This is a genomic window from Synechococcus sp. JA-2-3B'a(2-13) (assembly GCF_000013225.1).
Taxonomy (GTDB): domain Bacteria; phylum Cyanobacteriota; class Cyanobacteriia; order Thermostichales; family Thermostichaceae; genus Thermostichus.
In genome coordinates, this window is sequence record NC_007776.1 from 1,705,314 (window position 1) to 1,730,180 (window position 24,867).

The 24,867-nt window shown below is 60.4% G+C and carries 14 protein-coding genes and 2 tRNA genes; 5 read left to right on the top strand and 11 right to left on the bottom strand.

Annotated features, from left to right (window positions below; all coding sequences use genetic code 11):
• Position 1: 1 nt before the first annotated feature.
• Positions 2-970 (bottom strand): ribonuclease Z, encoded by a 969-nt coding sequence (locus CYB_RS07785; RefSeq protein ID WP_041437346.1) that lies wholly within the window; start codon positions 968-970, stop codon positions 2-4.
• A gap of 113 nt (positions 971-1,083) precedes the next feature.
• Here CYB_RS07785 and CYB_RS07790 point away from each other — a divergent pair, with 113 nt between their 5' ends.
• Positions 1,084-1,455, top strand: coding sequence for a HesB/IscA family protein (locus tag CYB_RS07790; RefSeq protein ID WP_238376723.1), 372 nt, complete (start codon positions 1,084-1,086; stop codon positions 1,453-1,455).
• A 35-nt stretch (positions 1,456-1,490) separates the two neighbouring features.
• Here the strand turns inward: CYB_RS07790 and CYB_RS07795 are convergent, their stop codons facing one another.
• From CYB_RS07795 to CYB_RS07815, 5 genes are all read right to left on the bottom strand, one after another.
• Complete coding sequence (locus CYB_RS07795) at positions 1,491-2,732, bottom strand: hybrid sensor histidine kinase/response regulator (protein WP_011433245.1); 1,242 nt, start codon at positions 2,730-2,732, stop codon at positions 1,491-1,493.
• Between the two features lie 34 nt (positions 2,733-2,766).
• Positions 2,767-7,095, bottom strand: a complete 4,329-nt coding sequence (locus CYB_RS14095; RefSeq protein WP_011433246.1) for a PAS domain-containing hybrid sensor histidine kinase/response regulator — start codon at positions 7,093-7,095, stop codon at positions 2,767-2,769.
• Positions 7,096-7,336: 241 nt separating this feature from the next.
• Positions 7,337-10,126 carry a cation-translocating P-type ATPase gene (locus CYB_RS07805; protein WP_011433247.1) on the bottom strand — a complete coding sequence of 930 codons (2,790 nt, stop codon included), beginning with the start codon at positions 10,124-10,126 and terminating at the stop codon, positions 7,337-7,339.
• A gap of 134 nt (positions 10,127-10,260) precedes the next feature.
• Positions 10,261-10,332: transfer RNA gene (locus CYB_RS07810), tRNA-Thr, on the bottom strand.
• 8 nt (positions 10,333-10,340) lie between these two features.
• Positions 10,341-10,426, bottom strand: a tRNA-Tyr gene (locus tag CYB_RS07815).
• A gap of 221 nt (positions 10,427-10,647) precedes the next feature.
• On the opposite strand from CYB_RS07815, the gene lysA reads away from it, so the two are divergent.
• From lysA to CYB_RS07830, 3 genes are all read left to right on the top strand, one after another.
• Complete coding sequence (gene lysA, locus CYB_RS07820) at positions 10,648-12,027, top strand: diaminopimelate decarboxylase (RefSeq protein WP_011433248.1); 1,380 nt, start codon at positions 10,648-10,650, stop codon at positions 12,025-12,027.
• Positions 12,028-12,245: 218 nt separating this feature from the next.
• Positions 12,246-13,169, top strand: a complete 924-nt coding sequence (gene cdaA / locus CYB_RS07825) for a diadenylate cyclase CdaA (RefSeq protein ID WP_011433249.1) — start codon at positions 12,246-12,248, stop codon at positions 13,167-13,169.
• 5 nt (positions 13,170-13,174) lie between these two features.
• Positions 13,175-13,921: an isoprenyl transferase gene (locus CYB_RS07830; RefSeq protein ID WP_011433250.1), complete on the top strand. Its 747-nt coding sequence runs from the start codon at positions 13,175-13,177 to the stop codon at positions 13,919-13,921.
• A gap of 38 nt (positions 13,922-13,959) precedes the next feature.
• Here CYB_RS07830 and CYB_RS07835 read toward each other — a convergent pair whose 3' ends face one another.
• The 5 genes from CYB_RS07835 to CYB_RS07855 all read right to left on the bottom strand — a co-directional run bounded on the left by CYB_RS07835 (position 13,960) and on the right by CYB_RS07855 (position 23,719).
• Positions 13,960-14,559: a CPP1-like family protein gene (locus tag CYB_RS07835; protein WP_011433251.1), complete on the bottom strand. Its 600-nt coding sequence runs from the start codon at positions 14,557-14,559 to the stop codon at positions 13,960-13,962.
• Positions 14,560-14,627: 68 nt separating this feature from the next.
• Positions 14,628-15,833 carry a cysteine desulfurase family protein gene (locus CYB_RS07840; protein WP_041436530.1) on the bottom strand — a complete coding sequence of 402 codons (1,206 nt, stop codon included), beginning with the start codon at positions 15,831-15,833 and terminating at the stop codon, positions 14,628-14,630.
• A gap of 120 nt (positions 15,834-15,953) precedes the next feature.
• The gene (rodA, locus tag CYB_RS07845) at positions 15,954-17,264 is read right to left on the bottom strand and encodes a rod shape-determining protein RodA (RefSeq protein WP_011433253.1); all 1,311 of its coding nucleotides are present in this window, start codon (positions 17,262-17,264) and stop codon (positions 15,954-15,956) included.
• Between the two features lie 90 nt (positions 17,265-17,354).
• Positions 17,355-22,064, bottom strand: a complete 4,710-nt coding sequence (locus tag CYB_RS07850; protein ID WP_011433254.1) for an NINE protein — start codon at positions 22,062-22,064, stop codon at positions 17,355-17,357.
• A 131-nt stretch (positions 22,065-22,195) separates the two neighbouring features.
• Positions 22,196-23,719, bottom strand: a complete 1,524-nt coding sequence (locus CYB_RS07855; RefSeq protein WP_011433255.1) for an ABC transporter ATP-binding protein — start codon at positions 23,717-23,719, stop codon at positions 22,196-22,198.
• A gap of 119 nt (positions 23,720-23,838) precedes the next feature.
• Here CYB_RS07855 and CYB_RS07860 point away from each other — a divergent pair, with 119 nt between their 5' ends.
• On the top strand, positions 23,839-24,837 hold the full coding sequence (locus CYB_RS07860) for a ribose-phosphate pyrophosphokinase (protein WP_011433256.1): 999 nt from the start codon (positions 23,839-23,841) through the stop codon (positions 24,835-24,837).
• Positions 24,838-24,867 lie beyond the last annotated feature (30 nt).

The window sequence follows — 24,867 nt, forward strand, 5'->3', positions numbered from 1 at the left end:
TCTAGCGAGGCAAGCCCACACCCACCGGCAGAGGGGACGGGCTGCGACGGGGGATCTCGTAGGTCAGCCGATCGCGGGCCAGCAGGGTATTGGGAAAAATGGCCTGAGCTTCTGCCAGCAGGTCTTCCAAGGTAATGGGGGCCTCTGGGGTGTAGCGGGGGCTGAAGTGGGTGAGGATCAAAGCTTGGGCCTTGGCTTCGGCGGCCACTTGGGCGGCCATGGCGGCGGTGGAATGCTTAGAGCGGCGGGCCAGCTCCAAGTCAGCCTGAGCGTAGGTAGCCTCGTGGATGACCAGATCCGCAGCCCGGGAGAGATCAACAGCATTGCGGCAGAAAATCGTGTCGGTGCAGTAGGAGAATTTGCGGCCCGGAATGGGATCCCCGACATAATCCCGTCCGTGAAAGCAGCGGCCCTGCCAGATGATGGATTGGCCGGCCTTGAGCTGCCCATACAGAGGGCCAAAGGGGATCCCATCGGCCTGGGCTTTGGCCACATTAAAGCTGCCTGGCCGATCCTGTTCCACCACGCGGTAGCCGAAGGCGGGCACCCGGTGATCCAAGGGCGCGCAGAAGACGGAGTATTCCGGCTCTTGCAGGATGAGACCGGTTTCGACGGTGTGAACGCGGAAGCCGTAGGGGATCCGGGTCTCGCTGTAGCGCAACACGGCCTTCAGGTACTCTTCCAGACCTGGTGGGCCGTAGATATCGATGTGCTCAGGGGTGCTGCCCAAGCCACAGGAGGCCAACAGCCCCGGCAGGCCGTAGATGTGATCCCCGTGCATGTGGGTGATGAAAATGCGGCGCAACTGGCTGGGGCGCAGCTCGTCTAGGCGCAGCAACTGGTGCTGGGTGCCCTCGCCACAATCGAACAGCCACCATTCCGACCGCTGGGGAAACTGCACCGCCACCCCAGAGACATTGCGCTGGCGGGTGGGCATGCCGGAGCTGGTGCCCAAAAAGGTGATCCGAATGGCGTTGGGATCTGTCACAGGGGCAAAACCTCAAGGATTGGGATCCCTAGCTTACCAATTGCTCTCGCTGGCCGAGAAAAAACCCTTGATAGGATGGGGAGTAGAACGTACCCTTGAGCCTTCTCGTCATGATCACCCTGACCGATAGCGCCATCCAAGAGTTGAAGCGCCTGCGCAGCAAGTACGAAAAAGAGGGATCCCAGCCCATCCTGCGTCTAGGGGTCAAGCCAAGCGGCTGCTCTGGCCTCTCTTACGTAATGAACTTCGAGTCTCAGGCCAACCCTGACGATCATACCTTCGACTTTGGGGATATCCAGGTGGCAGTGGATCCCTTGAGTATGACCTTGATCAGCGGCACCACCGTCGACTTTTCCGAGGATCTGCTGGGGGGCGGTTTCCGCTTCAGGAACCCCAATGCAATAGCTAGCTGTGGGTGTGGCACCTCCTTTGCCACTGCTGAGACTGCTGCTGTCGTTGGTCACTAAAGTCTCAATCGCTGCCTCCCACCCGCCTTTGGGCGTCAACGGTTGGAGGGCTCTAGGCTGGGCAGCCAAAGGACAAACCAAGTCCATCCCTTCTGGCTGGTGACCCGGACTTGGCCCTGCAGATACTCCACCCACTGCTTCACCAAGGCCAGTCCAAGGCCGCTGCCCGGCTGCGCCCAGGGATCCTCAGAAGGCACCCGGTAAAAGCGCTCGAAAAGGTGGGGCAGGTGGTCAGGCTCAATTTGGGCGGTGTTGCCAATCCTTAGCTCAACCCCACCGGGAAAGGCTTGCACCTCCAAGCGGAGGGTTCCGCCCGGCTGGGTAAACTTGCAGGCATTTTCCAGCAGTTCCTTCAGGATCAGGGTTAGCCGCTGCGGGTAGCTGTAGAGCACTGCCGGGAATGAGGTCAGCTCTGCCATCTCCAGCTTCAGTTGCCGGGCTTGAGCCCGTTCTCGCACCCCGTCGAGCAGGCTTGTGCAAAGGCTGTGGAGATCGATGGCGGCAGCCGCAGAGCCCAACTCCTTGGCTTCCAGGCCCTGCAGATCCAGCAATCTGTTGATTAGCTCGATTTCAGCTTGACATTCTTCCAGGGCAATGCGGTGGTATTGGCGCTGCTTCTCGTCTAGAGGGGAGCGGCCCAATAGCTCCAGGGCCAGCTTGATCTTGGTGAGGGGAGTGCGCAGCTCGTGGGAAACGCTGGCCAGAAAGCTATCCTTAAGGCGGCTGAGCTGCTGCAAGTCCTGTACCTGGCAGGCCAACTGGGCGGTACGTTCCTGCACTTTGGCTTCTAGGGCTTGGTTGAGTTCCCGCAGGTGGCGTTGGGCTTGGCTGGCCTGGATCAGGTGACGGATACGCCGCTTCAAAACCGCCCAACGAATGGGTTTGGAAATGTAATCGCTGGCCCCGGCAGCAAAGGCTTCATCCACGCAGGACTCATCTTCCAGCGCCGTGACGATGAGAATGGGCAGATCCGAGTTTTGAGCATGGAGGCGGCGACAGCACTCAAACCCATCCAAATCTGGCATGACCGCATCCAGCAACACCATATCCACTGGGTGTTGAGCGGCTAGCTGCAAGCAAGCCTCGCCGCTGCTGGCTTCCAGGACTTGGTAGCCTTCTCGCTCAAGGGCGTAGCAAACCAAGAGCCGCTGGCTGCGCTCATCGTCCACCACCAACACCAACGGCTTCTTTTCAGGCGAGGGGGATCCCGGCTGTGCCCCGGGAAGAGGGCCTACCGGCGACGAGCCGGCTGGAGGATGGGGATTAGGCCTCAGCATAGGCATTGAGAGGGGAGGGAGAAAGGCTCTGCACTCAGGAGGAGAGACTGAGGGTAACTTGCCGATATGCCACCTCCAGCTTCTGCACGGCTTGCTCTATAGTATCCCATTTTACAGAACTGGCTGGCTCGGCATGAACCAGCTTTTCCAACTGCTGACACAGCTCGGCCAGACGTTTGGCGCCCAGGGTGCTGCTGCTGCCCTTGAGGCGGTGGGCCAACCGAGCAATGGCTTGGGGATCCCGCTGCTCTAGGGCCTGCCGCAGGGATCCCAATAGAGCTTCGCTGTCCTGCCGGTAGGTTTGGATCATCTCCTGCCAGGCTTCTGGAGAGCTGAAGACTGCTCGCATCTGGGCGAGGATAACGGGGTCGAGGGGCGGATCCTCTTCTTGGCTGGCCGGGATGGGAAGGGGAAGGGATCCCTGAAGAACCCGGACTAGGGCGGCTGGCTCCAAGGGTTTGGTTAGATAGCCATCTACCCCAGCAGCTTGGGCAGCAGCACGGCCTTCCGAAAACACATTGGCCGTGAGGACAACAATGCGAGGCTGGCGCTCAGGAGGCAGTTCAGCGCGGATGCGACGGGTGGCCGCAAGACCATCCAGCTCCGGCATTTGCATATCCATCAACACCAGATCGTAGGGTCGCAGGCGCAGAGCTTGGACGGCTTCCAGACCGTTGCCGACTATGTCGGGCCGGTAGCCCAACCGCTCCAGCATGAGGCGAATCACCTTCTGGTTAACCGGGTTATCCTCTGCCACCAGGATCTGCAGTGGGTAGCGGCTGGCCAGGGTCGCGTCCCAAATGGAGGGAGGAGCGGCGGGAGAGGAAGATAAGGAGGAAGGAGCTTTTTCTCCCACCAGCCCCAGCAGCAGCTTCCGCAGTTGGGAGGCTTTGACCGGCTTGGCCAAAGTGGGGAGAGGGTCTGCTGTGGAGATGAAGTTGCGCCCCGTCAGCACTAGCGGTAACAGGCGGGGTTGCGCTTTCCGCAGGTTAGCCGCCAAGGTTAGGCCATCCTGGCCTGGCAGAGTGGCATCCAGCAGGGCTAGGTCAAAAGAATGGGTTCTAGCTGCAGCCTGGGCTTCTGCTGCCAAGGCGCAACAGGTTACCTCCATGCCCCAAGCGCTCAGCAGTCGGGATAGCAACTGCCGTTGGCTGGCGTTATCTTCCACCAGCAAAACCCGCTTGCCGGCCAAGCACGGATCCGGTGCGGCGGTTGGCAACAGCTCCTGGTCTGGCCTCTTTAGGGGGATGCGAAAGCGAAAAGTGGATCCCTGGCCCGGCTGACTTTCCACCCCGATTGCTCCCCCCATGAGCTGGCAGAGACGCTGGCTGATGGCCAAGCCCAGGCCGGTGCCCCCAAACTGGCGGCTGATGGAGCTATCCACCTGGCTGAAGGGCTTGAAGAGGCGATCCAATTTTTCGGGGGGAATGCCAATGCCTGTATCCCGCACCTGAACGTTGACCCATTGCTTTTCAGGATCCCTCTCCCCGGCCTCGACGGTCACCACCACCTCTCCCTGGGGGGTGAACTTGATGGCGTTGCTGAGCAGATTGGCCAGGATTTGGCGCAGCCGGTTGGGATCCCCTATCAAGGTTGGCGGCAGGCTGGGATCCACCCAAGCCACCAGTTCCAGATCCTTGCTCTGGGCTTGGGCGGCCATCAAATCCAGCAGCTCTTCCACCAACTGCGGCAAGGAAAAGGGTATTTCCTCCAGTTCCAGTTTTTGGGACTCGATCTTGGAGAAATCGAGGATGTCGTTGATTAGGTTCAGCAGCACCTCGCCTCCATAGCGGATGGTCTGTACCCAATCCTGCTGCTGCGGATCCAAGGAGGTGTCCAGGAGTAGACTGGTCATCCCCAAAATGGCGTTGATGGGGGTGCGGATCTCGTGGCTGATGGTGGCCAGGAACTCGCTCTTGGCGCGGCTGGCGGCTTCGGCAGCTTCCTTGGCTGCTTTCATCTGCTCTTCTGCCAGCTTGGCTACGGTGATATCCCGTCCGGCGGCGTAGAACAGGGATCCGGCCAAAGAGGCTCGCCACTCGATGAAACGATAGCTGCCGTCCTGGGTGCGGTAGCGGTTGACAAAGTGATCCAGCCGTTTCTCTTCGATAAGCTGCTGCATGGCCGCCTGCGTGGCGGGGACATCTTCCGGGTGAACCCACTCCAAAAAGGGTCGGCTCTGCAGCTCCTGCAAAGAATAGCCCAGGGTGGTCTCCCAGGCTCGGTTGAGACGGCGAAAGTACCCTTGGGCATCGGCAATGCAAAGCAAATCCAGAGCCACCGAGAAAAACTGCTCCAGCTCCGCTTCTGCCGACTTGCGGGCAGTGATGTCCACCGCGGTAAACACCCAACACGGGATCCCGCGCAAGACAAGGGGCTGCACAAACACGTCTTCCCAGACAACTCGGCCATCCTGCCGCTGCCAGTGCCACTCAAAGCGGGCGGATCCCTGCTGGCGGGCTTGCTCCAAGTAGGACTGCAGCGAGAACTCCCCGCCCCGAAGAGCCCGGCGATAGGGAGACTGCTCGGAAGCGTCGAAGGCCCGCAGCTCCTCCAGGCTGGAGAAGCCATAGGCCGAAATGGCTTGGGAGTTGGCCTCCAGGATCTCGCCGGTCTCGGCATGGCGGATGAGGATGGCCACAGCGGCATTCTCGAACAGCGCCCGGAACTTCTGCTCGCTTTCCTGGACGGCCTGCTGGGATCGCACCCTGTCGGTTACATCGCGGACGATCACCACCACCTCTTGGGGGTTGAGGGGCACAATGCGCACCTCTTCGTGGCGGGTCTCTCCTTGAATCTCAATGCTTTGGTCGTAGCGCTGCCGCGTCTGGGTAGCTATAGCCTGCTGAACAAAGAAAAGCCGCCGCTCGGCCAACTCCGGTGGCAAAAGCTCCTGCAGGGATCGGCCCACGTAGGTGTCGGGTGAGCTATAGGGAACAACCTCGCCCCCCCAGACAAAGCTCAAGCAAATGCCCTGGCTATCCAGGCGGAAGATCAAGTCGGGAATGGCTTCTAGAATGGCTCGCTGCACTTGTTCAGCGGCTTTCAAGGCCAGCTCCGCCTGCTTGGCTTCTGTAATATCCCGCACGATTGCCAGGACTTCCTGGCTGTTGAGAGGGACAATGCGGGCCTCTTCGTAGCGTACCTCCCCTTGAACTTCAATGCTGTACTCGTAGCGCTGTTGGGTTTGGGTGGCCAGGGCTTGCTGAACATAGAAAAGCCGCTGCTCGGCCAGCGCTGGCGGCAGAATCTCCTGGAGGGATCGACCTAAGTGGCGCTCTGCTGGGCAGTCAAGATGGACATCGCCGCCGGAAATAAAACTCAGGCAGATGCCCTGGCGATTCAGGCGAACAATAAGGTCGGGGATGGCTTGGAGAATGGCCCGCTGGGTGGCTTCCATTTCTCTAAGGGCCAACTCCGCCTGTTTCCGCTCGGTGATATCTCGCACCAGGATGTAAACTTTGTCTCTCCCGTGAGCGACAACGCAGGCTCTCCGATAGCAGCGGATCCCCGGCTCAATCTCAACTTCGTACTCTAGGTACTGCGGCGTCTGGCTGACCAAGGCCCCCTCCGCCAGAGATGGATACTGCTCTTTCAGCGAGCCAGTAAACACGTCTTGGGCGCGGCAACCCACGTAAAACTCAGGCGGATGTCGGGTGGGAACGTAAGGGGAAGGCTTGCAATGAAGAATGACTCCCTCGGCGCTGAGCTCAAAAATCAAGTCGGGAATGGCCTCGTAGAGGGCGCGGTAGCGAGACTCGCTTTCCTGTAGAGCCCGCTCCATCTTGACCCGCTCGCTGATGTCGCGGCTGGTGATGAGGATCCCATCGCCCACCGGCACCACTTGGTGATGGATCCAACTGGCCTTCAAGCCCGGCTGCCCCGAAATGGGGAACTCCTCTTCCAGAGGAATGCCGGTTTCCACCACTCGCTTGTATTTCTCAAAAAAGCCCCCCCAGCGGTTGATGGGCAGCAGCTCGCACAGCCGCTGGCCGATGATCTGCCGGCGCTGGAGGGAAATGAGCTCTTCCCCCTTGGCGTTGACATCCACAAAGACAAAGTCGCGGATCTCGCGGGTAACGGGATCCCGCACCGCCTCCAGCAGGTAAATAGCATCCAAGCTGGCTTCCAAGGCTGCCCGAAAACGAGCCTCTGGGCTGGGGGTGCCTCTAGGAGGTTGGAAGGGAAATCTTCGAGAAAGGGATCCCAGGATCCCTCTGAAGACAGAAAGCGGCTGACTTTCCCCCAGGCTGACGCCAAGCAGCAGGAGAGCCAAGAAGAGGGATCCCAGCAGCCAAAAGGCAAGGCCAGAGGGATCCACCAGGCCCACCGTTTTCCCTACCGCCCATAGCTCTCTGTGCATAGAACCCAGAGATTCCTGCCCCCTTTCCACAGTATCCCAGCAAGTCTTTCCAGCTTATCTTGGAGGTCAAAAGGGGAAGCTCAGCTAACTTGCGGAAATGGCCTCTATGCAATGGGCAGGATTCCTCAAGAGTGGCTTTTTGGGGAAATGAGTCTTGGCTCAAAGCTTTGTTTCTGGGTGCAGTAGGGAGAGAGACTCTTTATTGTGAAGATGCTTTATTGTGAAAAATAATTGTGAAGATTCAGCGGGATCCCTTGCGCCAGCGGCAATAGAGTTTTTCCAACTCCACCCAGACCATAACCACGGTGCTAGAGCCCAAGCAGATCAAAAGTTCAGTGCGGGTTAGCTCCTCTGTGCCAAAGAAGCTGCGCAAGAAAGGCACATAGAGCAGAGCCAATTGCAAGAGCAGAGTGGTCAGGACCGCGCCCAGCAGGTAGGGGTTGGAAAAAGGGTTGGTCTCGATGGTGAGCTTCTCGTTGGAGCGCACGGCCAGCGCATGGCCCATCTGGGCGATACACAGGGTGGTGAGGACCATCGTGCGCCAGTGGGGGATGTAGGCTTCCACAATGGCCATCATGAGGATTGTGGAGATGGCAAAAACCACGCCGATGCGCACCATGTAGGCTCCCAGCCCCTGGGCGAAGATGCTCTCTTTGGGGTTGAAGGGGGGGCGCTGCATCACCCCTGGCTCCGCCGGTTCCAAAGCCAAGGCCAGAGCGGGCAGGCCATCGGTCACCAGGTTCATCCACAGGATCTGTAGGGGCGTCAGCGGCACATCCCCCAAGCCCAGGATGGGGGCAGCAGCCACTGTCAGCACCTCACCGATGTTGCTGCCCAAAATGTACTTCACAAAGCGGCGGATGTTGCTGTAAACCACTCGCCCTTCTTCAATGGCTGCCACGATGGTGGCGAAGTTGTCGTCCAGCAGCACCATATCGCTGGCCTCTTTGCTCACATCGGTGCCCGTGATGCCCATGGCAATGCCGATATCCGCTTGGCGCAGGGCAGGGGCGTCGTTGACCCCATCCCCGGTCATGGCCACGAACTCGTTTTGCTTTTGCAAGGCCTGGACAATGCGCAGCTTGTGCTCGGGGGCGACGCGGGCATAGACCCTGACGGTTTGTACCGTTTGCAGCAGCTCCTCGAAACTCAAGCGGGAGAGGGTACGCCCGTCAATCGCCTGATCCTCCGACTCGAGAATGCCCAGCTGGCGGGCAATGGCAACAGCTGTCAGTTGGTGGTCGCCGGTAATCATCAACGTGCGGATCCCGGCTTCTCGGCAGCGGGCCACGGCCTCTCGCGCCTCTGGTCGCGGAGCATCGTGCATCCCCACCAAGCCCAGCCAAACCAGGTTGTGCTCCACCTCTTCCCCGTTGTCCGGGATCCGCTCTAGCCTCTGGGTGGCTACCCCCAGAACCCGGATACCTTGGGCGGCCAGGCGGTTGTTGGTGCCGAGGATGGCTTGGCGATCGGTTTCCGACAGCTCCTGCCAAGTGCCCCCTTTCTGGATGCGATCACACCGCTCTAGCACCAGCTCTGGGGATCCCTTGGTGTAGACGCAGTAGCCGCCGTTTTCTTGGATCACCACGCTCATGCGTTTTCGTTCCGAGCTGAAGGGGAGCTCCTGCACCCGTGGGTAGCGCTCCTGTAAAGAGCCTTTGTGGAGGTTGGCCTTGGCGGCTGCCACCAGCAGGGCGGCCTCGGTGGGATCCCCCAGGATGGACCAGGTGGGCGTTGAAGGGGGGGAAGAAACTGCAGACCGAGGGTTACGCCCGGCAACAGGTTGGAGACTGGCCTGCAACAGGGCATCGTTGCAGAACACCACGGCCCGCAAGATGGCCTGCAGATCCGGGGCGCTCCCGGGATCTATGGGCTGGCCGCCGCAGTAGAAGGATCCCTTGGGAATGTAACCGCTGCCGCTGACGTGGTAATGGCGGTCGGGGGTAACGATGTCGGTCACCACCATTTTGTTTTCCGTGAGGGTGCCGGTTTTGTCGGAGCAGATGGTGGTCACGGATCCCAGGGTCTCCACTGCCGGCAGGCGGCGGATGAGGGCATGGCGGCGCACCATGCGTTGGGTGCCAATGGCCAGGGTGACAGTGATAACCGCGGGCAGCCCCTCTGGTACCACGGCCACGGCCATGCTCAAGGAGGTTTCCAGAAGCGAGGTGAAAGGGGCCATGCTCCCGGCTTGCAGCAGCCCTATCCCCACCACCAAGGCCACCAAAGCCAGGGATCCCGACACCAGCACATTGCCCAGTTGGCTCATGCGCCGCTGCAGGGGAGTGGGCTCGTTTTCCACCGTTTGTAGCAGCTTCGCCACCTTGCCCAGCTCCGTGTTCATGCCGGTGGCAGTAACCAAGAGGATCCCTCGCCCCTGAATCACTTCGGTGCCCATGAAGGCCATGTTGCGCCGTTCCCCCAGCTCGATGTCCGGCGGGAGTACGCAATCTGCCTGTTTGGTTACAGGGGTGGCTTCTCCGGTCAAAGCTGCTTCCCGCACCTGCAGGTTCACGGCCTCGGCCAAGCGCCCATCGGCTGGGATCTGTACCCCGGCTTCCAGCAGCACGCGATCCCCCGGCACCAGTTGGCTGGCTGGAACTTCTTGCCACAGGCCATCCCGCTCCACCCGCACAGTAGGGGAGGCCAGTTTTTTCAGGGCCGCCAGCGCTTTTTCCGCCCGACTTTCTTGCAAATAGCCCAGGCCACCGTTAAGGCCAACGATCAACAAAATGGCCAGGGCATCTTTGGGAAACTCGCCTTCTTGCAAGTCCAAAGTGGCTGAGATCGCCGCTACGGCGATCAGCATCAGCAGCATGATGTTGCGGAATTGATCCAGCAGGACTTGCCAGGAGCTACGGCCAGAAGTGGTGATCAGCTCATTGGGGCCATATTGCCGCTGCCTCTGGATCACCTGCTGAGTGGTGAGGCCACGATCGGGATCGGTCTGCAACTTCTGGATGGCAGCGGCGAGGGTGAGGCTATGCCAGGCAGGAACAGAAGCAAGGGGGGATCCATCCGGTGGGATCATCGCGACCACTCGAGGGTTCTTGCCGCATTTTGACATACTCCCCGCCCTCGAGGGGGAGGATTCTTGTCATCTCCCCAGTTGTTCGGGCCATAGCTCTTCTAGCGCCAGCGGCTGGGATCATCTTCAGAGCGCCAAGCCCACGACGAGGATCGAACTCGTGACCTCCCCCTTACCAAGGGGGTGCTCTACCACTGAGCCACGTGGGCAAAGCCGATGGTGGGCCGAGTTGGATTCGAACCAACGTAGGCGTAAGCCAGCGGATTTACAGTCCGCCCCCTTTAACCCCTCGGGCATCGACCCGTTGACACCGGTCTTTCATCATAGCAGAAGGTGTTGCGTAAGTCAGACACACTCCCACTGTGCCAATTGTCAGCCATCTCAAAACCGAGGAGTCAGAGTCGAAGCGGAACGAGGCAGCCCCAGAGCTGGGTATAAAGGGATCGGGTTAGAGCTGGGCACTTTTCAAGACAAACTGAATAAGGAACTTGATATCGTTTAAGACAGTTTTCTGACTCCTGACCATGATTTCGACCCTCGGCACTCCCACCCATCCAGAGCAGACCCTTTCCCCCAACCAGTCTTTGCGCCCCTTGACCAGCCGTATCAACAGCCGGGGGCACTTGGAAATTGGGGGGTGCGACGTGGTGGAGCTGGTGCGCCAGTTTGGATCCCCTCTCTACATCCTGGACGAATGGACGCTGCGCCGCGCCTGCCAGCTTTACCGTGACACCTGGGCCCGCTGCTACGCCGGGGGATCCCGGGTTTTGTACGCCACGAAAGCCTGGAATTGCCTGGCCATCTGTGCATTGGCGCTGCAAGAAGGGCTGGGGTTGGATGTGGCTTCTGGCGGGGAGCTGTACACGGCCCTGCAGGCGGGGGCCAAAGGTGAAGATCTCTATCTGCACGGCAACGCCAAGTCTCTCGACGAGCTGAACTTGGCCCTGGAGACGGGCTGTACTTTGGTGGTCGATAGCCTGTACGAACTGCAGCAGGTGTCGGCCCTGACCACGCCCGCACGGCCAGCGCGGCTGCTCCTGCGGGTTAACCCTGGTATTGACGTCCACACCCACGAGTACATCCGCACCGGACAAACCGACAGCAAATTCGGCATCGGCCAATGGCAACTGCCGGAAGTGTTTGACTTTTTGGCAGCCCATCCCCAACTGCAGTGCGTTGGGCTCCATGCCCACATTGGGTCACAGATTTTTGATCTACAGGGCCACCGCGACCTGGCGGGGGTGCTGGCCCAGATCTGGCGGCAAGGGCTGGGCAGAGGGTTGCCCCTACAAGAGCTGAATGTGGGTGGGGGCCTGGGGATCCGCTATATCGAATCCGATGATCCCCCCTCCATCCCGGAGTGGGTGGAAACTGTGGCAACGGCGGTGCAACAAGCCTTTGCCCAGTCCGGGATCCCTTTGCCCAAGGTGCTCTGCGAGCCCGGACGATCTGTGATTGGGCCGGCTGCCGTGACCGCCTACACCCTGGGAGGGCAAAAGCGGATCCCTCCCAGCGATGACCTGCCCCAAGGACGCACCTACATCACCATCGACGGTGGTATGTCCGACAACCCCCGCCCGATCACCTATCAAGCCCGCTATACCGCCCTTCTGGCCAACCGACCAGAGGCAGAGGCCACGCAGCGGGTAACGGTGGCCGGCAAGCACTGCGAGTCGGGGGATGTGCTGTTGAAGGATGTGCTTCTGCCCGCCCCAATGGCAGGAGAAGTGTTGGTGGTTTTGGCGACGGGGGCCTACAACTACAGCATGGCTTCCAATTACAATCGCTTCCCTCGGCCAGCCGCGGTGCTGGTCAACGAGGGAGAGGCCCAGTTGATTGTGCGGCGAGAAACTTATGCCGACTTAATCCGTCAAGATGTCTTGCCAGAGCGGTTGCTGCGTTGAAGGGGAAGTTTGCCCATACCCATCTGGTCAGTAGAGGCACAGCCTTTCCTGGCAGCGCCGACCGCAGCCAACGCACCTCATGCGAGAAAGACTGGAAGACAGCCAGGAGGTGAGTGGTAGGCTGGTCTGGGGGCCGCAGTCCAACAGGGGTTCTGAGGTGCAGAACGGCACCAGGCAGAAGGTCCGCAATGAGGGGAGCGTGAACGGGGTTTTTCGCCATGCTGGCGGCCTTATGGGCTTGGCTACAGCAGTTTAACTTTCTCAGCCTCTTGGACTGGGCTCTGGCTGTCTTTCTGTTGGCTTTGGCTCTCTACTACACCCGCGAAAGTCGTGCTGGGGTGCTGGTGAGGGGATTTATAGTGCTGCTGGTGCTGTACCTGGCCACAGCCTCTCTCCCCTTGGTTCACCTGATCTTGGATCGCCTGCTCCTGGGCGCAGCTGTAGCCATGGGCGTGCTCTTTCAACCGGAGTTTCGCCGGCTGCTGGAGCAGTTGGCAAGAGCCATCCGCATGGAGTGGCCGAGCAACGCAGGCGATGACGAGGAGGATCCTGAGGAAGATTTGGTGGAAGAACTGGTGCAAGCAGTGCGAGAACTTTCCCAAAACCGCACAGGAGCGCTGATTGTGATTGAGCCGGAGCAACCAATTGACTCGCGGGTGTTTACCGACAAAGGAGTACCTCTCCAGGCGCGGGTGTCGCGGGAGATCTTGCAGACCATTTTCCAGACTTCAACTTTGTTGCATGATGGGGCTGTGGTCATCCATCGGAATCGCATTCGCGCAGCGGGGGTCATCCTGCCGGTTTCGGAGCGGGCCGCCTCCCGACAGCTGGGCACACGGCACCGCGCTGCGATGGGGATCACAGAGCAGACCAATTGCTTGTGTATTGTGGTCTCAGAAGAAACGGGATCCATTTCCCTGGCGGAGGGTGGGCGCATCGAGCGGCCTCTGACCAGTGCCAAGTTACACGAACTGCTGGTACAGCGGTTGCGCAATCCCCGCGATGCCAAAAAACGAGATGCTCCGCTAAAGGGATTGTGGGCCCACCCCTGGTTTCGCAATGGGCCGCTGCGCTGGTGGGGATCCCTTGCCGATCTGACTAAACTCTTTCGCAAACCTGAGAAAACCCTCCCGAAAGACTGATCCCCATGACCCTTTCTCCTGCCCATCTTCTGCAGTTGCCTGCCGACCTAGATCCGCAGTTGTTGCCCCGCCATGTGGCGGTGGTGATGGATGGCAACGGGCGTTGGGCGCAAAAACGGGGCTTACCCCGCAGTGTTGGGCATCAGCGAGGGGTAGCGGCCCTGAAGGAGCTGCTGCGCTGTTGTGATGACTGGGGGATCCCAGCCCTTACCGCCTATGCCTTCTCCACCGAGAACTGGGGCCGGGCCCGCGAGGAGGTGGATTTTCTCATGACTTTGTTCGAGCAGGTGCTGTGGCAGGAATTGGGGGAAATGGTGCAGCAGGGGGTGCGCATCCAGTTTGCCGGCCAGTTGTCGGCTCTGCCCCACTCTCTGCAGGAAACCATCGTGCATGCGGTGGCCTGCACCCAGCACAACAAGGGCATTTGCCTGACGGTGGCCCTCAACTACGGGGGACGACAGGAGATCCTACAAGCCTGCCGCTCCATTGCCACCTTGGTGCAGCAGGGGCTGCTGCAGCCGGATCAGATTGACGAGGCCCTCTTTTCCCAATTTCTCTACACCACCGGCTTATCGGATCCTGATCTGCTGATCCGTACCAGCGGCGAGATGCGCATCAGCAACTTCCTGCTCTGGCAGATGGCCTACACCGAGCAGTATTTCACCCCCATCCTCTGGCCGGATTTCGACCGAGCCGCTTTTCACCAAGCCTTGCTTAGCTATCAGTCGCGGCAGCGGCGGTTTGGCAGGTGAGGATGATCCCTGGTTGGATATCCGTTGCCAACCGGCAGCTAGCGCAGAAAGCTGGTCACCAACCACATCACCGTAAACGTGATCCCCACCAACAGCGCACCAGGAGCATCGCCACCGGTGAGAGGAAGGGCAATGCCGTAGGCCAACATCAGCCCCAGGCTCAGGCCCGCCAGGGCCAAGAGAAAAGCGCGAATGAAGCGGCGCTCTTTGCGGTACAGGAAATAGATACAAGCCATCAGCCCCAAGGCCAGTTGCAGCGAGGGGTACTCATCGGGAGCCAGGATAACCCAACCCCCCAGCCCACCCAGCAGCGCCGCAGGCCAGAGGGCATCGGCGGTAGAGGGGGTATCCAACCAGCGGCTGACCCAGGGGGGATTTTGGGCAGCAGGGCGAGGCAAACTCAGCTCCGGCTCAGGATGGGCAGCCCGTTGTTCGGCGTAGCGAATGCGATCGGGAACGGCGATTTTGCCCTCTTTGCGCAGGCGCAGGCGCTGCATCAGGATGGCATCGTAGGCTTGCTCCACCCGCTCTTGCTGCTGTTCATCGGCGCCCAAGCTGGCCAGGAGCCGAGCCCGCGCCGATTGAATCTCTTCAAAAGAGGCTTCTTCGCTAATTCCCAACACCTGATACGGACTCATCTCAGCCATAGCGACCAGCCCTGTAACTCTTTATCACCTTAACCCAGCCTGCCCGACCTTCGATCCGGCTACGTGACGGGGATCGACAACGGGGATTGAGTTGCCGCATTCCCCAAGGCTACGGATTTGGAGATGGAGGCAAGCTCCGTTTGTAGACATCGGGCCACATACTCAACCGCAGCGTAGGTGGTGGCTTTGCCAAGGCTAAGGCGAATGGATCCCAGCGCCTCGGCTTCTGAGTGGCCCATGGCCAAGAGGATGCGGCTGGGGATCAGTTGGCCACTGCTACAGGCGGAGCCGGCGCTAATGGCGATCCCCTGGCGGCTTAGGGCCCTGACCAGCACATTCCCCGGGATCCCTGCGGCGCAGTAGCTGAGGTGGTGGGGCAAGCGCTGCTCCAAACGGACGGGGCCGGTCAGCCGCAAACCGGGCACCTCCGCTAGCAACTGGGCCAAATGCCGTTGCAATTGCCGCAGGCGGGCCGTTTCTTGAGATAGCTCTTGGGCCGCCAAAGCTGCCGCCACTCCCAAGCCGACAATGCCCGGGATCCCTTGGGTGCCAGCCCGCAGCCGCCGTTCTTGCCCGCCCCCCCGCAGCAGCGGTCGCAGCTCCACCCCTGGGCGCACGTACAGCGCCCCCACCCCCTGGGGCCCGTAGAGTTTATGCCCGGAAAGGGAGAGCAGATCCACCGGCAGTTGCGCCAGATCCAGCGGGATCCGCCCCACCGTCTGCACAGCGTCGGTGTGGAAGAGCACCCCCGCCTGGCGACAGATCTGACCCAGCTCTGCAATGGGCTGCAGGGATCCCACCTCATTTTGGCCGTGGACGATGGAGACCAAAACGGTATTGGGTTGCAGCGCCTGGATCAAAGTCTGGGGATCCACCTGGCCGGCGGCGTTCACCAGCAGACGGGTGACCTGCCAGCCTTGGGACTGCAACTGGCGGGCAGCATTCTCCACCGAGGCGTGCTCGACGCTGGAGATGATGAGATGTTGGGGAGTAGAGTAGCGCTGGGCCACCCCAAACAGGGCCAGGTTGTTGGACTCCGTCCCGCCTGAGGTAAACAGCAGCGCCTCCGGCTCACAGTTAAGCAGCTCGGCCACCTGCTGCCGCGCCCGCTCCATGGCCATGGCGGCCCGTTCTCCCCACCCGTGCAAGCTGGAGGGGTTGCCCCAGCTTTCCTGCATCGCCATCTGCATGGCCTCGATCACCTCAGGCCGAGGCGGAGTGGTGGCGCTGTGGTCAAAGTAGAGGGCAGGATCCAAACGCAACATGCCAGCTCGACCAGCCGGGGCTCCGTGTTCCTATCTTAAGATCCTTGGCCAGTGTTGCCCAACGCTGGCAGCAGCTTCCCCTTGTTGAGGCCAAACCCGCTGGAGGCAAATTGAGCCTGCCTACTTGAAAAGACTAGTACGCTGGCGGTGCATCACCACCGATTCCACCAAGCCAATGGCCAGAAAATTGGTCAGTAGAGCCGAGCGGCCATAACTTAGAAAAGGCAAAGGCAAGCCGGTAATCGGGGCCAGGCCGATGGTCATGCTGATGTTCACCACCGCCTGAAAGAGGATCATCGCCAGCACCCCAATGGCAATCAGGGATCCAAAATTGTCCTTGGCCCCTTGGGCAATCCAGATCAGCCGCGCACACAGGATCCAGAACAGGATCAGCACCGTCAGGGTGCCCACAAAGCCCATCTCTTCCCCAATGGCGGAGAAAATAAAATCCGTGTGCTGTTCGGGGATGAAGTCCAGCTGGGTTTGGGTGCCCTGCTGGATACCGCGGCCCCAGAGGCCGCCGGCTCCGATGGCAATGCGGGATTGAATGAGGTGATAGCCGGCTCCCCAGGGCTCTTGCATGGGATCGATAAAAATCTCCAGCCGCCGCCGCTGATAGGGCTTGAGAAGGTGCCAAGCTAGCTGACCCAACTGCCCCGAGAGCAGGTTGATTACCCCAAAAGTTACGGCCCCCGTCCACTGCCAGGGGAGACGCCAAGCAGCCAACCCCGCCATTCCCAGACACCAGAGCAGCCAAACCCAAAGCATCCAGCTCAGCTCTGGGCGAGTGTGTAAGCCATAGAGAATGGCTCCCACCCCCGGCGACAAAAGCAAGAGGATCCAACTGCCCTTGGCTCCGGCCCAGTAGAGCATGACCAGCACAATCACCACAAACACCAGGGCAGTGCCCAGGTTGGGCTGCAGGAAAATCAAGATCCAGGGAGGAGCAATGACGGCAACGGCCACCCAAATCTGGCTGAAGTACTTGATCGGCCAGTGGTGCAGGAGAGCAGCCAGGGTAACAATTACCCCCAGCTTGGCAAACTCAGAAGGCTGCACCTGAAAGCCAGCGATGGAGAGCCAGCGCTCCGCCCCTCCCCCCGCCGTGCCGAAAAAGAGCACTGCAATTAAACCTGCCAAGGTCAGGAAGTAGGTGAACCAGTGCCAGCGCAAAAGCCGCTCATACGGGATCCGGGCTACCATTCCCAAAAACACCAGGCTGATCCCGGCCATGATCAACTGCTGCAGCCAATAGTGGCTGATGGGCCGCTCCCAGACTGCGCTGCGGATGGCAAGAATGCCGATGCCTGTCAAGGCCAGCACCGTGGCCAGCAACATGCCATCGAACTCGCGCCAAGGAGCCAAGATCTGCCGCAGAAGCTTTTTCCACCTAGGCTGAGAAGACACCTTTGGGTCAACGTTGCCCAGCAATAGACCCCATCCTCCAAAGCAAGGCCAGCACCAGTTTGACATGCCCCTTGCCCCACTGGCTCACTCTCGACCCCTCTCCCACTGGGGGAGCTATTCCCAGCTCTGCAGTTGCCCTAGCCAAGCGGAGAGGCGGGATCCCACCTCTTCTCGACGCCTTTCAAGATTGGCTGCCGTCCAAATCAGAAGCAGGCCCAGCAGGATCCCAGTGGCCCAGAGCAGCAGCGCATCAGTTGTTACCAACAGCCATCCCTGCCGCAGGATCCCCAGCCCAAAGGCCAGCGTGCCCACGAAGAGATAGGCTCTTACCCGCAAGGCCAAGCCCAGCAGACCCAAGGCCAAACCCAACCCTACCGGCCAAAAGCCCGTCCACCGTTGCCCGTGAGTTTCCACCAGCACCACCAGCAGCCATGTGCCCAAGGAAACCAGCCGCAGCCAATGCCGCCCCCGCCGTCCGTTGGTTTCCTGTAATCCCGGATCCACCTGGGCCACATAGAGCAGGGATCCCACCAGGGGCAGGGCATAGAACGTCAGGGAAGCCCAATCCTGATGCCAGCCGTAATTCCACAGGATCCAGTTGCTCAAGAACAGGCTGACATAGCCCAGGCGCACTTGGGATCTCCAGATAGCCAGCAGGGCATAGTAGGTTGCCCCCAGCAGCAGATTAAGGGTGTTATTTCCTCCCGCGGTTACCAGAAAAGCGGCCAGGGGCAGCACCAGGGCTGTATTCTGCCAAGGAGCCGCCGGCCAGCCCCACCGTCGCCAGGGCAAGCCGTGGTAAACCAGCCCCAGCCCACAGAGCAGGGATCCGGCCCATCGCGCTATGGATAGCTGCGGCAGCCCCAGGAACACACCGCCCAGCAGAACCCCAGCTCCTTGCCATGCACTGAGGTAACCCCAGACCGTTGGCACCCAATTTTGCTCTGTTGGAGATTCTAGAGTTGAGGTTCTCGCCTGTCCGGCGGCATAGGCCACCAGGCCGGATCCCGTCAGCACCCAGAGGAGCTGTCCCCAACGGCTGAGGCGAGGATCGAAAAGGGCAGACCAGAGGACAAGGCTGGCCAGAGCCCAGTTGGCCAAGGCCATCCAGCGCAACCCAGCTCTTTTAAGCTGCAGGGTCGCCGCCAGCCAAGGGGGACAAAAGCCGTAGCCCCAGGCCAAGCTCAGCCCTAACAGAGCGATCAACACCAACCCATTTGCCAGGGATCCCCCAGTTCGCTGGCTGAGGAAGTAAACCCAGCTCTCGTAGGCGGCCACAGACACGCCCCAAGCGCCCAGGAGCCCTTTCCAGTTGGCAGGACGGAGGTCTTCCCGGCCTTGCTCTTGCGCCCGTTGGACCGCCTGTCGACGCCCCAGGCCCAGCAACACGATGGAGAGACCTAAGCTGCCCAAGCCCGTTACCTCACTCCACTGGGCATGGGATCCCAGCCAGCCCAAGCCGGCATAGATCAGCGGCGCTGTCCCCCAGCAACTCAGAGCCTTGACCCGCTGCAGGAGTTGTCCCCCTGAGGACTCCGTCCCACCAGCGCGATCGGGCCGCTCAAAGAGGAGTTTCTCCGGCCCAATCCAAAAGAGGATCCCCAGGCTCAGATTGATGACGGCAAGCAGAGGGGCAACAGGACGGGATCCCTGCACCACCCACAAGAGGCTGCTGGCCACCAACAGCTCCAAAGCCCAGATCAGCCCATAGGACAGCCTCTCCATTACAGACCATGAGATGGCCGACGAAGCCTCCTGACCGCTGCCGCCAGTTGAGACATCCTCCGCCCTGGAAGGAGACGGGCTTTCGCTCTCCAAGCCAGCAGGATGGACACCGCCGTCGCGATAAAAAGCGGGAGCCACTTCCACCCAAAGCCGCAAAACAATGGCCACCAGGACAGTCCCAGAGGCCAGGGTCAGAGCCACTGGGGAATCCAGGTACTTTCCACCACCGATGCGACCTGCTTCTGGCTGCAATGTCTGCAACGTTAGGGAAAGTAAAAGTACGATCCCCAGCAGAAAGCCAAAGCCATCCAGCACCGGTCGGTAAGCTGCCCGAAGGCGGGGAGAGAGGTAGTGGAACGGAGTCCCTAGGCTGTAGCGACAGCCGCTAGTGCTCCGCACCGCTGTCGCGAACAACAGCAGCACCCCCAAGGCCGTCAGCCATTCTGACTCCGTTAAAGCGGGGAACAGCCGATGGATTCCCACCAGACCGAACCCCCAGCCAAACGTCACTGTCAACAGCACCTCTGCTGGAACAACTGCGTTGGCGGTGTGGAGCTCATGGTCGGCGGAGGGGAAAGAGGCCCACACCCACACCTGAGTGGCCATCAGCAGCAACCCCAAGCCCAGACCCAGAAACTCAACCCCCGGCCTTCCAAAGGTGAGTAACTGGGCCAGCAAAAGGGAGAGAACTGCCGGGAAACGCAAAGACCCGCGCTCCGGGATCCCCTGCTGCCAGGAAAGGGATCCCAATCCCCCTTGCTCTGGGCTCTGCAGCCAGCGGGGCATGAACTCCAGGGGAGGCAGGGCCAATACCTGAGCTGCCGTCAAAACAAGAGGCACCAGCAGCCACAGCCAGCCAAAGGATTGTTCACCCGTCGCAGACAACTCGGGGAGCCGTTGCAGCAAAAACGCCAAGTAGCTGGATCCCACCAACACCGACCCTATGCCATCTGCACTTCGCTGCCACAGCCCCACGGGCAATCCCCAAAAGCGCCCTGACCCACCCAGAGCCACCCGCCCTGCCCATTCCAATAGGCCCACCAGCAGCAGAACCACTCCCCAACTGGACAGGCTAGTGCTCCGCACCGCTGGCGCGAACAAGTCGGGCAAAAGCCAGCGGATCCCGGCCAGCAGTGCCCCCACTCCGTAGGCGTGGGTCAGGAGTACCCAAAGAAAGTTGGGAGTTTCTCCTGATCTGGACTTTTGTTGTAGCCACCAGGCCAGGATCCCGGCGCTCAAAAGCAAGTGCCAAAAGCGAATGGCCGGATAGGGAAGGCTCAAGAGCAGCAGGGATCCCCCTAGCCCCAAAACCAAGCGCTCTGTTGGTTCTACCAGCCTAGAAAAGCCTGTCTCACCGGCTTCTGGACCGCTCCTCTGCCAGCGGGCCGCCAACCCCAGCCACAGCACCTCGTAGGGCAGCAGCGCCAACCCCAGCAAGCCCCAAGGGGAATCAAGGGGCTGAAACCAGTTGGTTACTGTAGCTACAACCTCTTGCCGCCAGCTTGCTGGCCACACCTGCCAAAAAGCCCAGCAAGTTTCCAGGCCCAGCAAGAACAGCAACGTCAAATGCACCCTAAGGACTTCGTCCCGCTGGGGCGACTGGGTGTGTCGGCGCAAGCGCCCGATTAAGACATGGATCCCCAGCAGGCTAATCCCCAGCAACTGCCAGCCGCTGAAAGGGCTCTCCGCCAAGCCAATGGCAGCCAGCAGCCAGCCCACCACCAACAGCACCCAGCTCCCCTCCCACCAGCGGGAGAGCGTCCCCTCCTGAGCGCCTTCTGCTACGACGTCCGGGGATCCCTGGGGCCATTCCGCTGCTAGCCAACCCAACAGGGCCACCGCCAACCCCAACTGCGGCACTTGGACATGCCCAGACAGCAGCCCCCGCAGGATCAACAGGGATCCGGCAGCCCCGATTAGCCAGAGCCTGGAGCCCCGTAATTCCCGAGACCGGCGGCTCCAGGTGTAAATCACGGTGCTGAGGATCCCCAGATACAGGATCCCCAGGACAAAAGCAGGGCGAAGCTCCTGCGGCCCCAAGCTCCAGAAAGCGTGCAAGCCAGAGAGGGCCAAAAAGTTCACCAAGGTTCCGTAAAAGGCATTGGAAAAGGCATTGGGCTCCACACCGCTGTCGCGAAAGCCGGCACCTGAACCCAGCGAGCGCACCCGACCCTCAGCCGTCAACGGGATCCCCAGCAGCAAGCCCAGCGCCAGGATGCGGATCCCCCAAAGGATCCCCAGCCCATCCAGGGCCCACACGTTCACCGGCACCAGCAGCAGGGCAATAGCCTCCAAGGTTTGACCGGTTAGACGCAGCCCTTCCTGCCGTTGGATCCATCCAGCACCTACCCCAAAAGCCGCCGTATAGGCCAAGAGCACCCCATACTGAGCAGTTGGAGAAAATTGCTCCCAGTGGCTGGCCGCCAGCACCCCCGAGGACACCACCACCAAAAACAGGCCCAGCAGCAACAGCCAAGTCACGCTTAGCTCGGACAGCAAGTTCCGCAGCAAAACAGCCAGTGCCGGGGGAGAGGGGGACAAGGACTCCGTCCGAGTAGCGCGATAGTGCTCCGCACCGCTGGCGCGAACAGGTTGAGGGGCAGCTTGGGGCTCTTCTCCCCCCTCGACCGCAGGTTCCTCAACCCCAGATCCGGCCAGGCGAGCATTTCTTTCTCGCACCATCCCTGGGATCCAAATCAAATCCAGGAGCTGTCCGATCCCCAGCAGCCCAAAAGTAAGCAGCCAGAGCAGCCCCGTGCCCCAGCGGCCCAGATAAAAACGGTGCAAGCCACAAATGCCAAGTAAACCTAAAAGCCACAGCACGTAGGCCGAGCCAAGACGGGCCGGGATCTCGTCGCCAGGGGAAACTGCCCCTGGCCTTGCTTCTCTCTCCTCCGCCTCCAGCCGATACTGCTCCACCAGCAGGCGAAAGTGCTCTGGGGTCAGTAAGCCCAGCTCCAGCCAAGCTCGCAAACCTCGCAACACCTGCTGCCGGGATCCCCGAACGGTGAGCTCCAAAAGGACTTGCTCCGAGGAGGGCGAGCGGTCAGATTGCAGCTCCTCTGCTCCTGGAGGCAAGAGGTGATCCTGGGATCCCATGGCCAGATTCCTTGAGCAAAAGGCTTGGGGCTACTGCTACTCTAAGCCTTGCTCTAGCCGGTTGCCATGCCGTTCTCAAATCCTTCTCCTGCTGCGGCAGAGTGTCAGTTCCTGCTGATGCGACCAGCCCTCTAAACCTCAGTTGGGATCCCTGGAATCTCGCTGCTGTTGGTGACGGGGAGTGTCATCATCTGCCCCAGGCGTGAAACGGTGAGCTCCGCCGCCGGAATGGGCTCCGAGACCTGTCCGCCGCTGAACACCATCACTCGGTCGCTGTACTGCAGGATCTCGTCCAAATCCGCCGAGGCAAAAAGAATAACCGTACCCGCTTGGGTGCGTTCCAGCAATTGCCCCCAGACCCACAGCGCCGACTCAATGTCCAACCCTCGCGTTGGGTGCTCCATCAGCAAAAGACTCAGGGGTGTGGGCAAGAGAGCCAACTGGCTGCGCTGCTGGTTGCCCCCCGAGAGTTGCTCCACCCGGCTGTAGGGGTGACCGCGAATGCTGAAGTGTTCAATGGCCGCTTGGGCCTGCTGACGGGCCAGAGCCCAGTTGATCCAGGGATCCTGCTGCTGGAGGGCAAAATGCTCCTGCAAGGTTAAGCCGGGGATCAGCCCTTCCCGCAGCCGATCCGCCGGAGAAAACCCCACCCCACAGCGCAGATAGTCGCCGTAAGGACGGCCTGTCATCTCCTGCCCCCCCAACAGAATCCGGCCACGCCTGGGCGGCAACAACCCTGCACAGGTGAGCAGGAAAGAGCGTTGCCCACTGCCTTCCAAACCGGCCAACCCAATCACTTCCCCCGGCTGCACCGCCAGATCTGGCAAAGCCAAGGCAAACGGCTCATGCCGCACCACCAGAGAGCGCAACTCCAACAGGGGATCCGCCCTCCTTTGCGGAGAATGGGGCCGAGCCGGGGGTGCCAACTCCCGCCCGAACATCCAATCGATCAACCGCTGTTCCAGCAGGGCAATGTCCTCACCTCTAACAGGCAGCTCCCCCACCACCTCCCCCTGCCGCATCACCGTCACCCGATCGCAAAGGCACTCCACATCGGCCAGCTTGTGGGAGACGAAGATCACCGATTTGCCCTGCTCCGCCAACCTTCTCAGAGCCGCGAACAGAAGATCTTTTTGCGCTGCAGAAATGCCCGTCGTTGGCTCATCCAAAATCAAGGTGTTGATCCCCAGGGAAAGCAACCGCAGCATTTCCAGTTGTTGCCGTTCCCCCACCGTCAAACTGCCGATGGCTCCATCGGGGTTGAGATTAAAACCAAACTCTTCACAGGCTTTCTCGAGACGTCTTCGGCTTTCCCGCAGCCCCAAGCCCAAGCGCCCTCGTTGCCCGGCAATAAAGTTTTCCAGTACCGTCAGAGAAGGAAAATCCAAGGGATCCTGGTGCAACATGCCAATGCCCAGGCGAATGGCTGCTGCAGGGCTGTCGATGCGAACCGGTTGCCCATCAATCCAAATCTCCCCCTGATCACAGCGCAGAAAGCCGCTCAGGATTTTGACCAAGGTACTTTTGCCGGCCCCATTCTCCCCAAGCAGGCCGTGGATCGTGCCCGCCTCCACCCGTAAGGACACATCGCGGTTCGCCTGTACCGCCCCAAAACGCTTGTGGATGTGCAGCAGCTCGACCTTCATTCTGCTCATAGTAACCTGCCTCCCCAGAAAATCCCCAAGAATACAGTTGCTGAGGTTGCAAGTGCTGGTGCTACGATAGCGACAGCTCGCCGTTAGGCGTTGGCTACGGACGAGTTCAGCATCGATCTGTGGTTCGCCCTGCCCCTCTTCTCCGCCCTTCTCCCCTGCCACCCATCTCGGATAGCAACCGCCTCAAAATCTTCTCAGGCAGCGCCAACCCGGCTCTGGCTCAGGAGGTAGCGCGTTACCTGGGCATGGATCTGGGCCCGATGTTGCGCAAGCGCTTTGCCGATGGCGAGCTGTACATCCAAATCCAAGAGTCGATCCGGGGTGCCGATGTCTACTTGGTGCAGCCCACCTGCCGCCCCGTCAACGACCACCTAATGGAACTGCTGGTCATTATTGACGCCTGTCGCCGCGCCTCTGCCCGGCAGATCACCGCTGTCTTGCCCTACTACGGCTACGCTCGCGCCGACCGCAAAACGGCAGGCCGAGAAGCGATCACCGCCAAGCTGGTGGCCAACATGATTACCCAGGCGGGAGCTCATCGCGTGCTGGCTATGGATCTGCACTCGGCCCAGATTCAAGGCTACTTCGACATTCCCCTCGACCATGTCTACGCCCAGCCGGTATTACAGGCTTACCTCAAGGAAAAGGGCTTGCTCGACGAAGACATTGTGGTCGTCTCTCCCGATGTGGGGGGCGTGGCTCGTGCCCGTGCCTTTGCCAAAAAACTCAAGGAAGCCCCTCTGGCAATCATTGACAAGCGCCGCCAAGCCCACAACGATGTGGAAGTCATGAATCTGATTGGGGATGTGCGGGGGAAAACTGCCATCCTTGTGGATGACATGATCGATACCGCAGGCACCATCTCGGAAGGGGCAAAATTGCTGCGCAAGCTGGGAGCCAAAGCGGTTTATGCCTGCGCCATTCATCCTGTTTTTTCTGAGCCGGCCATTCAACGCCTGCGGGGTGGCCTGTTTGAAGAGGTGATCGTCACCAACACCATCCCTATCCCTCCAGAGCAGCACTTTCCCGAGTTAACCGTTCTCTCGGTAGCCAATGTGCTGGGGGAAGCGATCTGGCGCATCCATGAAGATAGCTCCGTCAGCAGCATGTTTCACTAAAGTAAGTTTCAAAGTAAGTTTCTCCAGAGT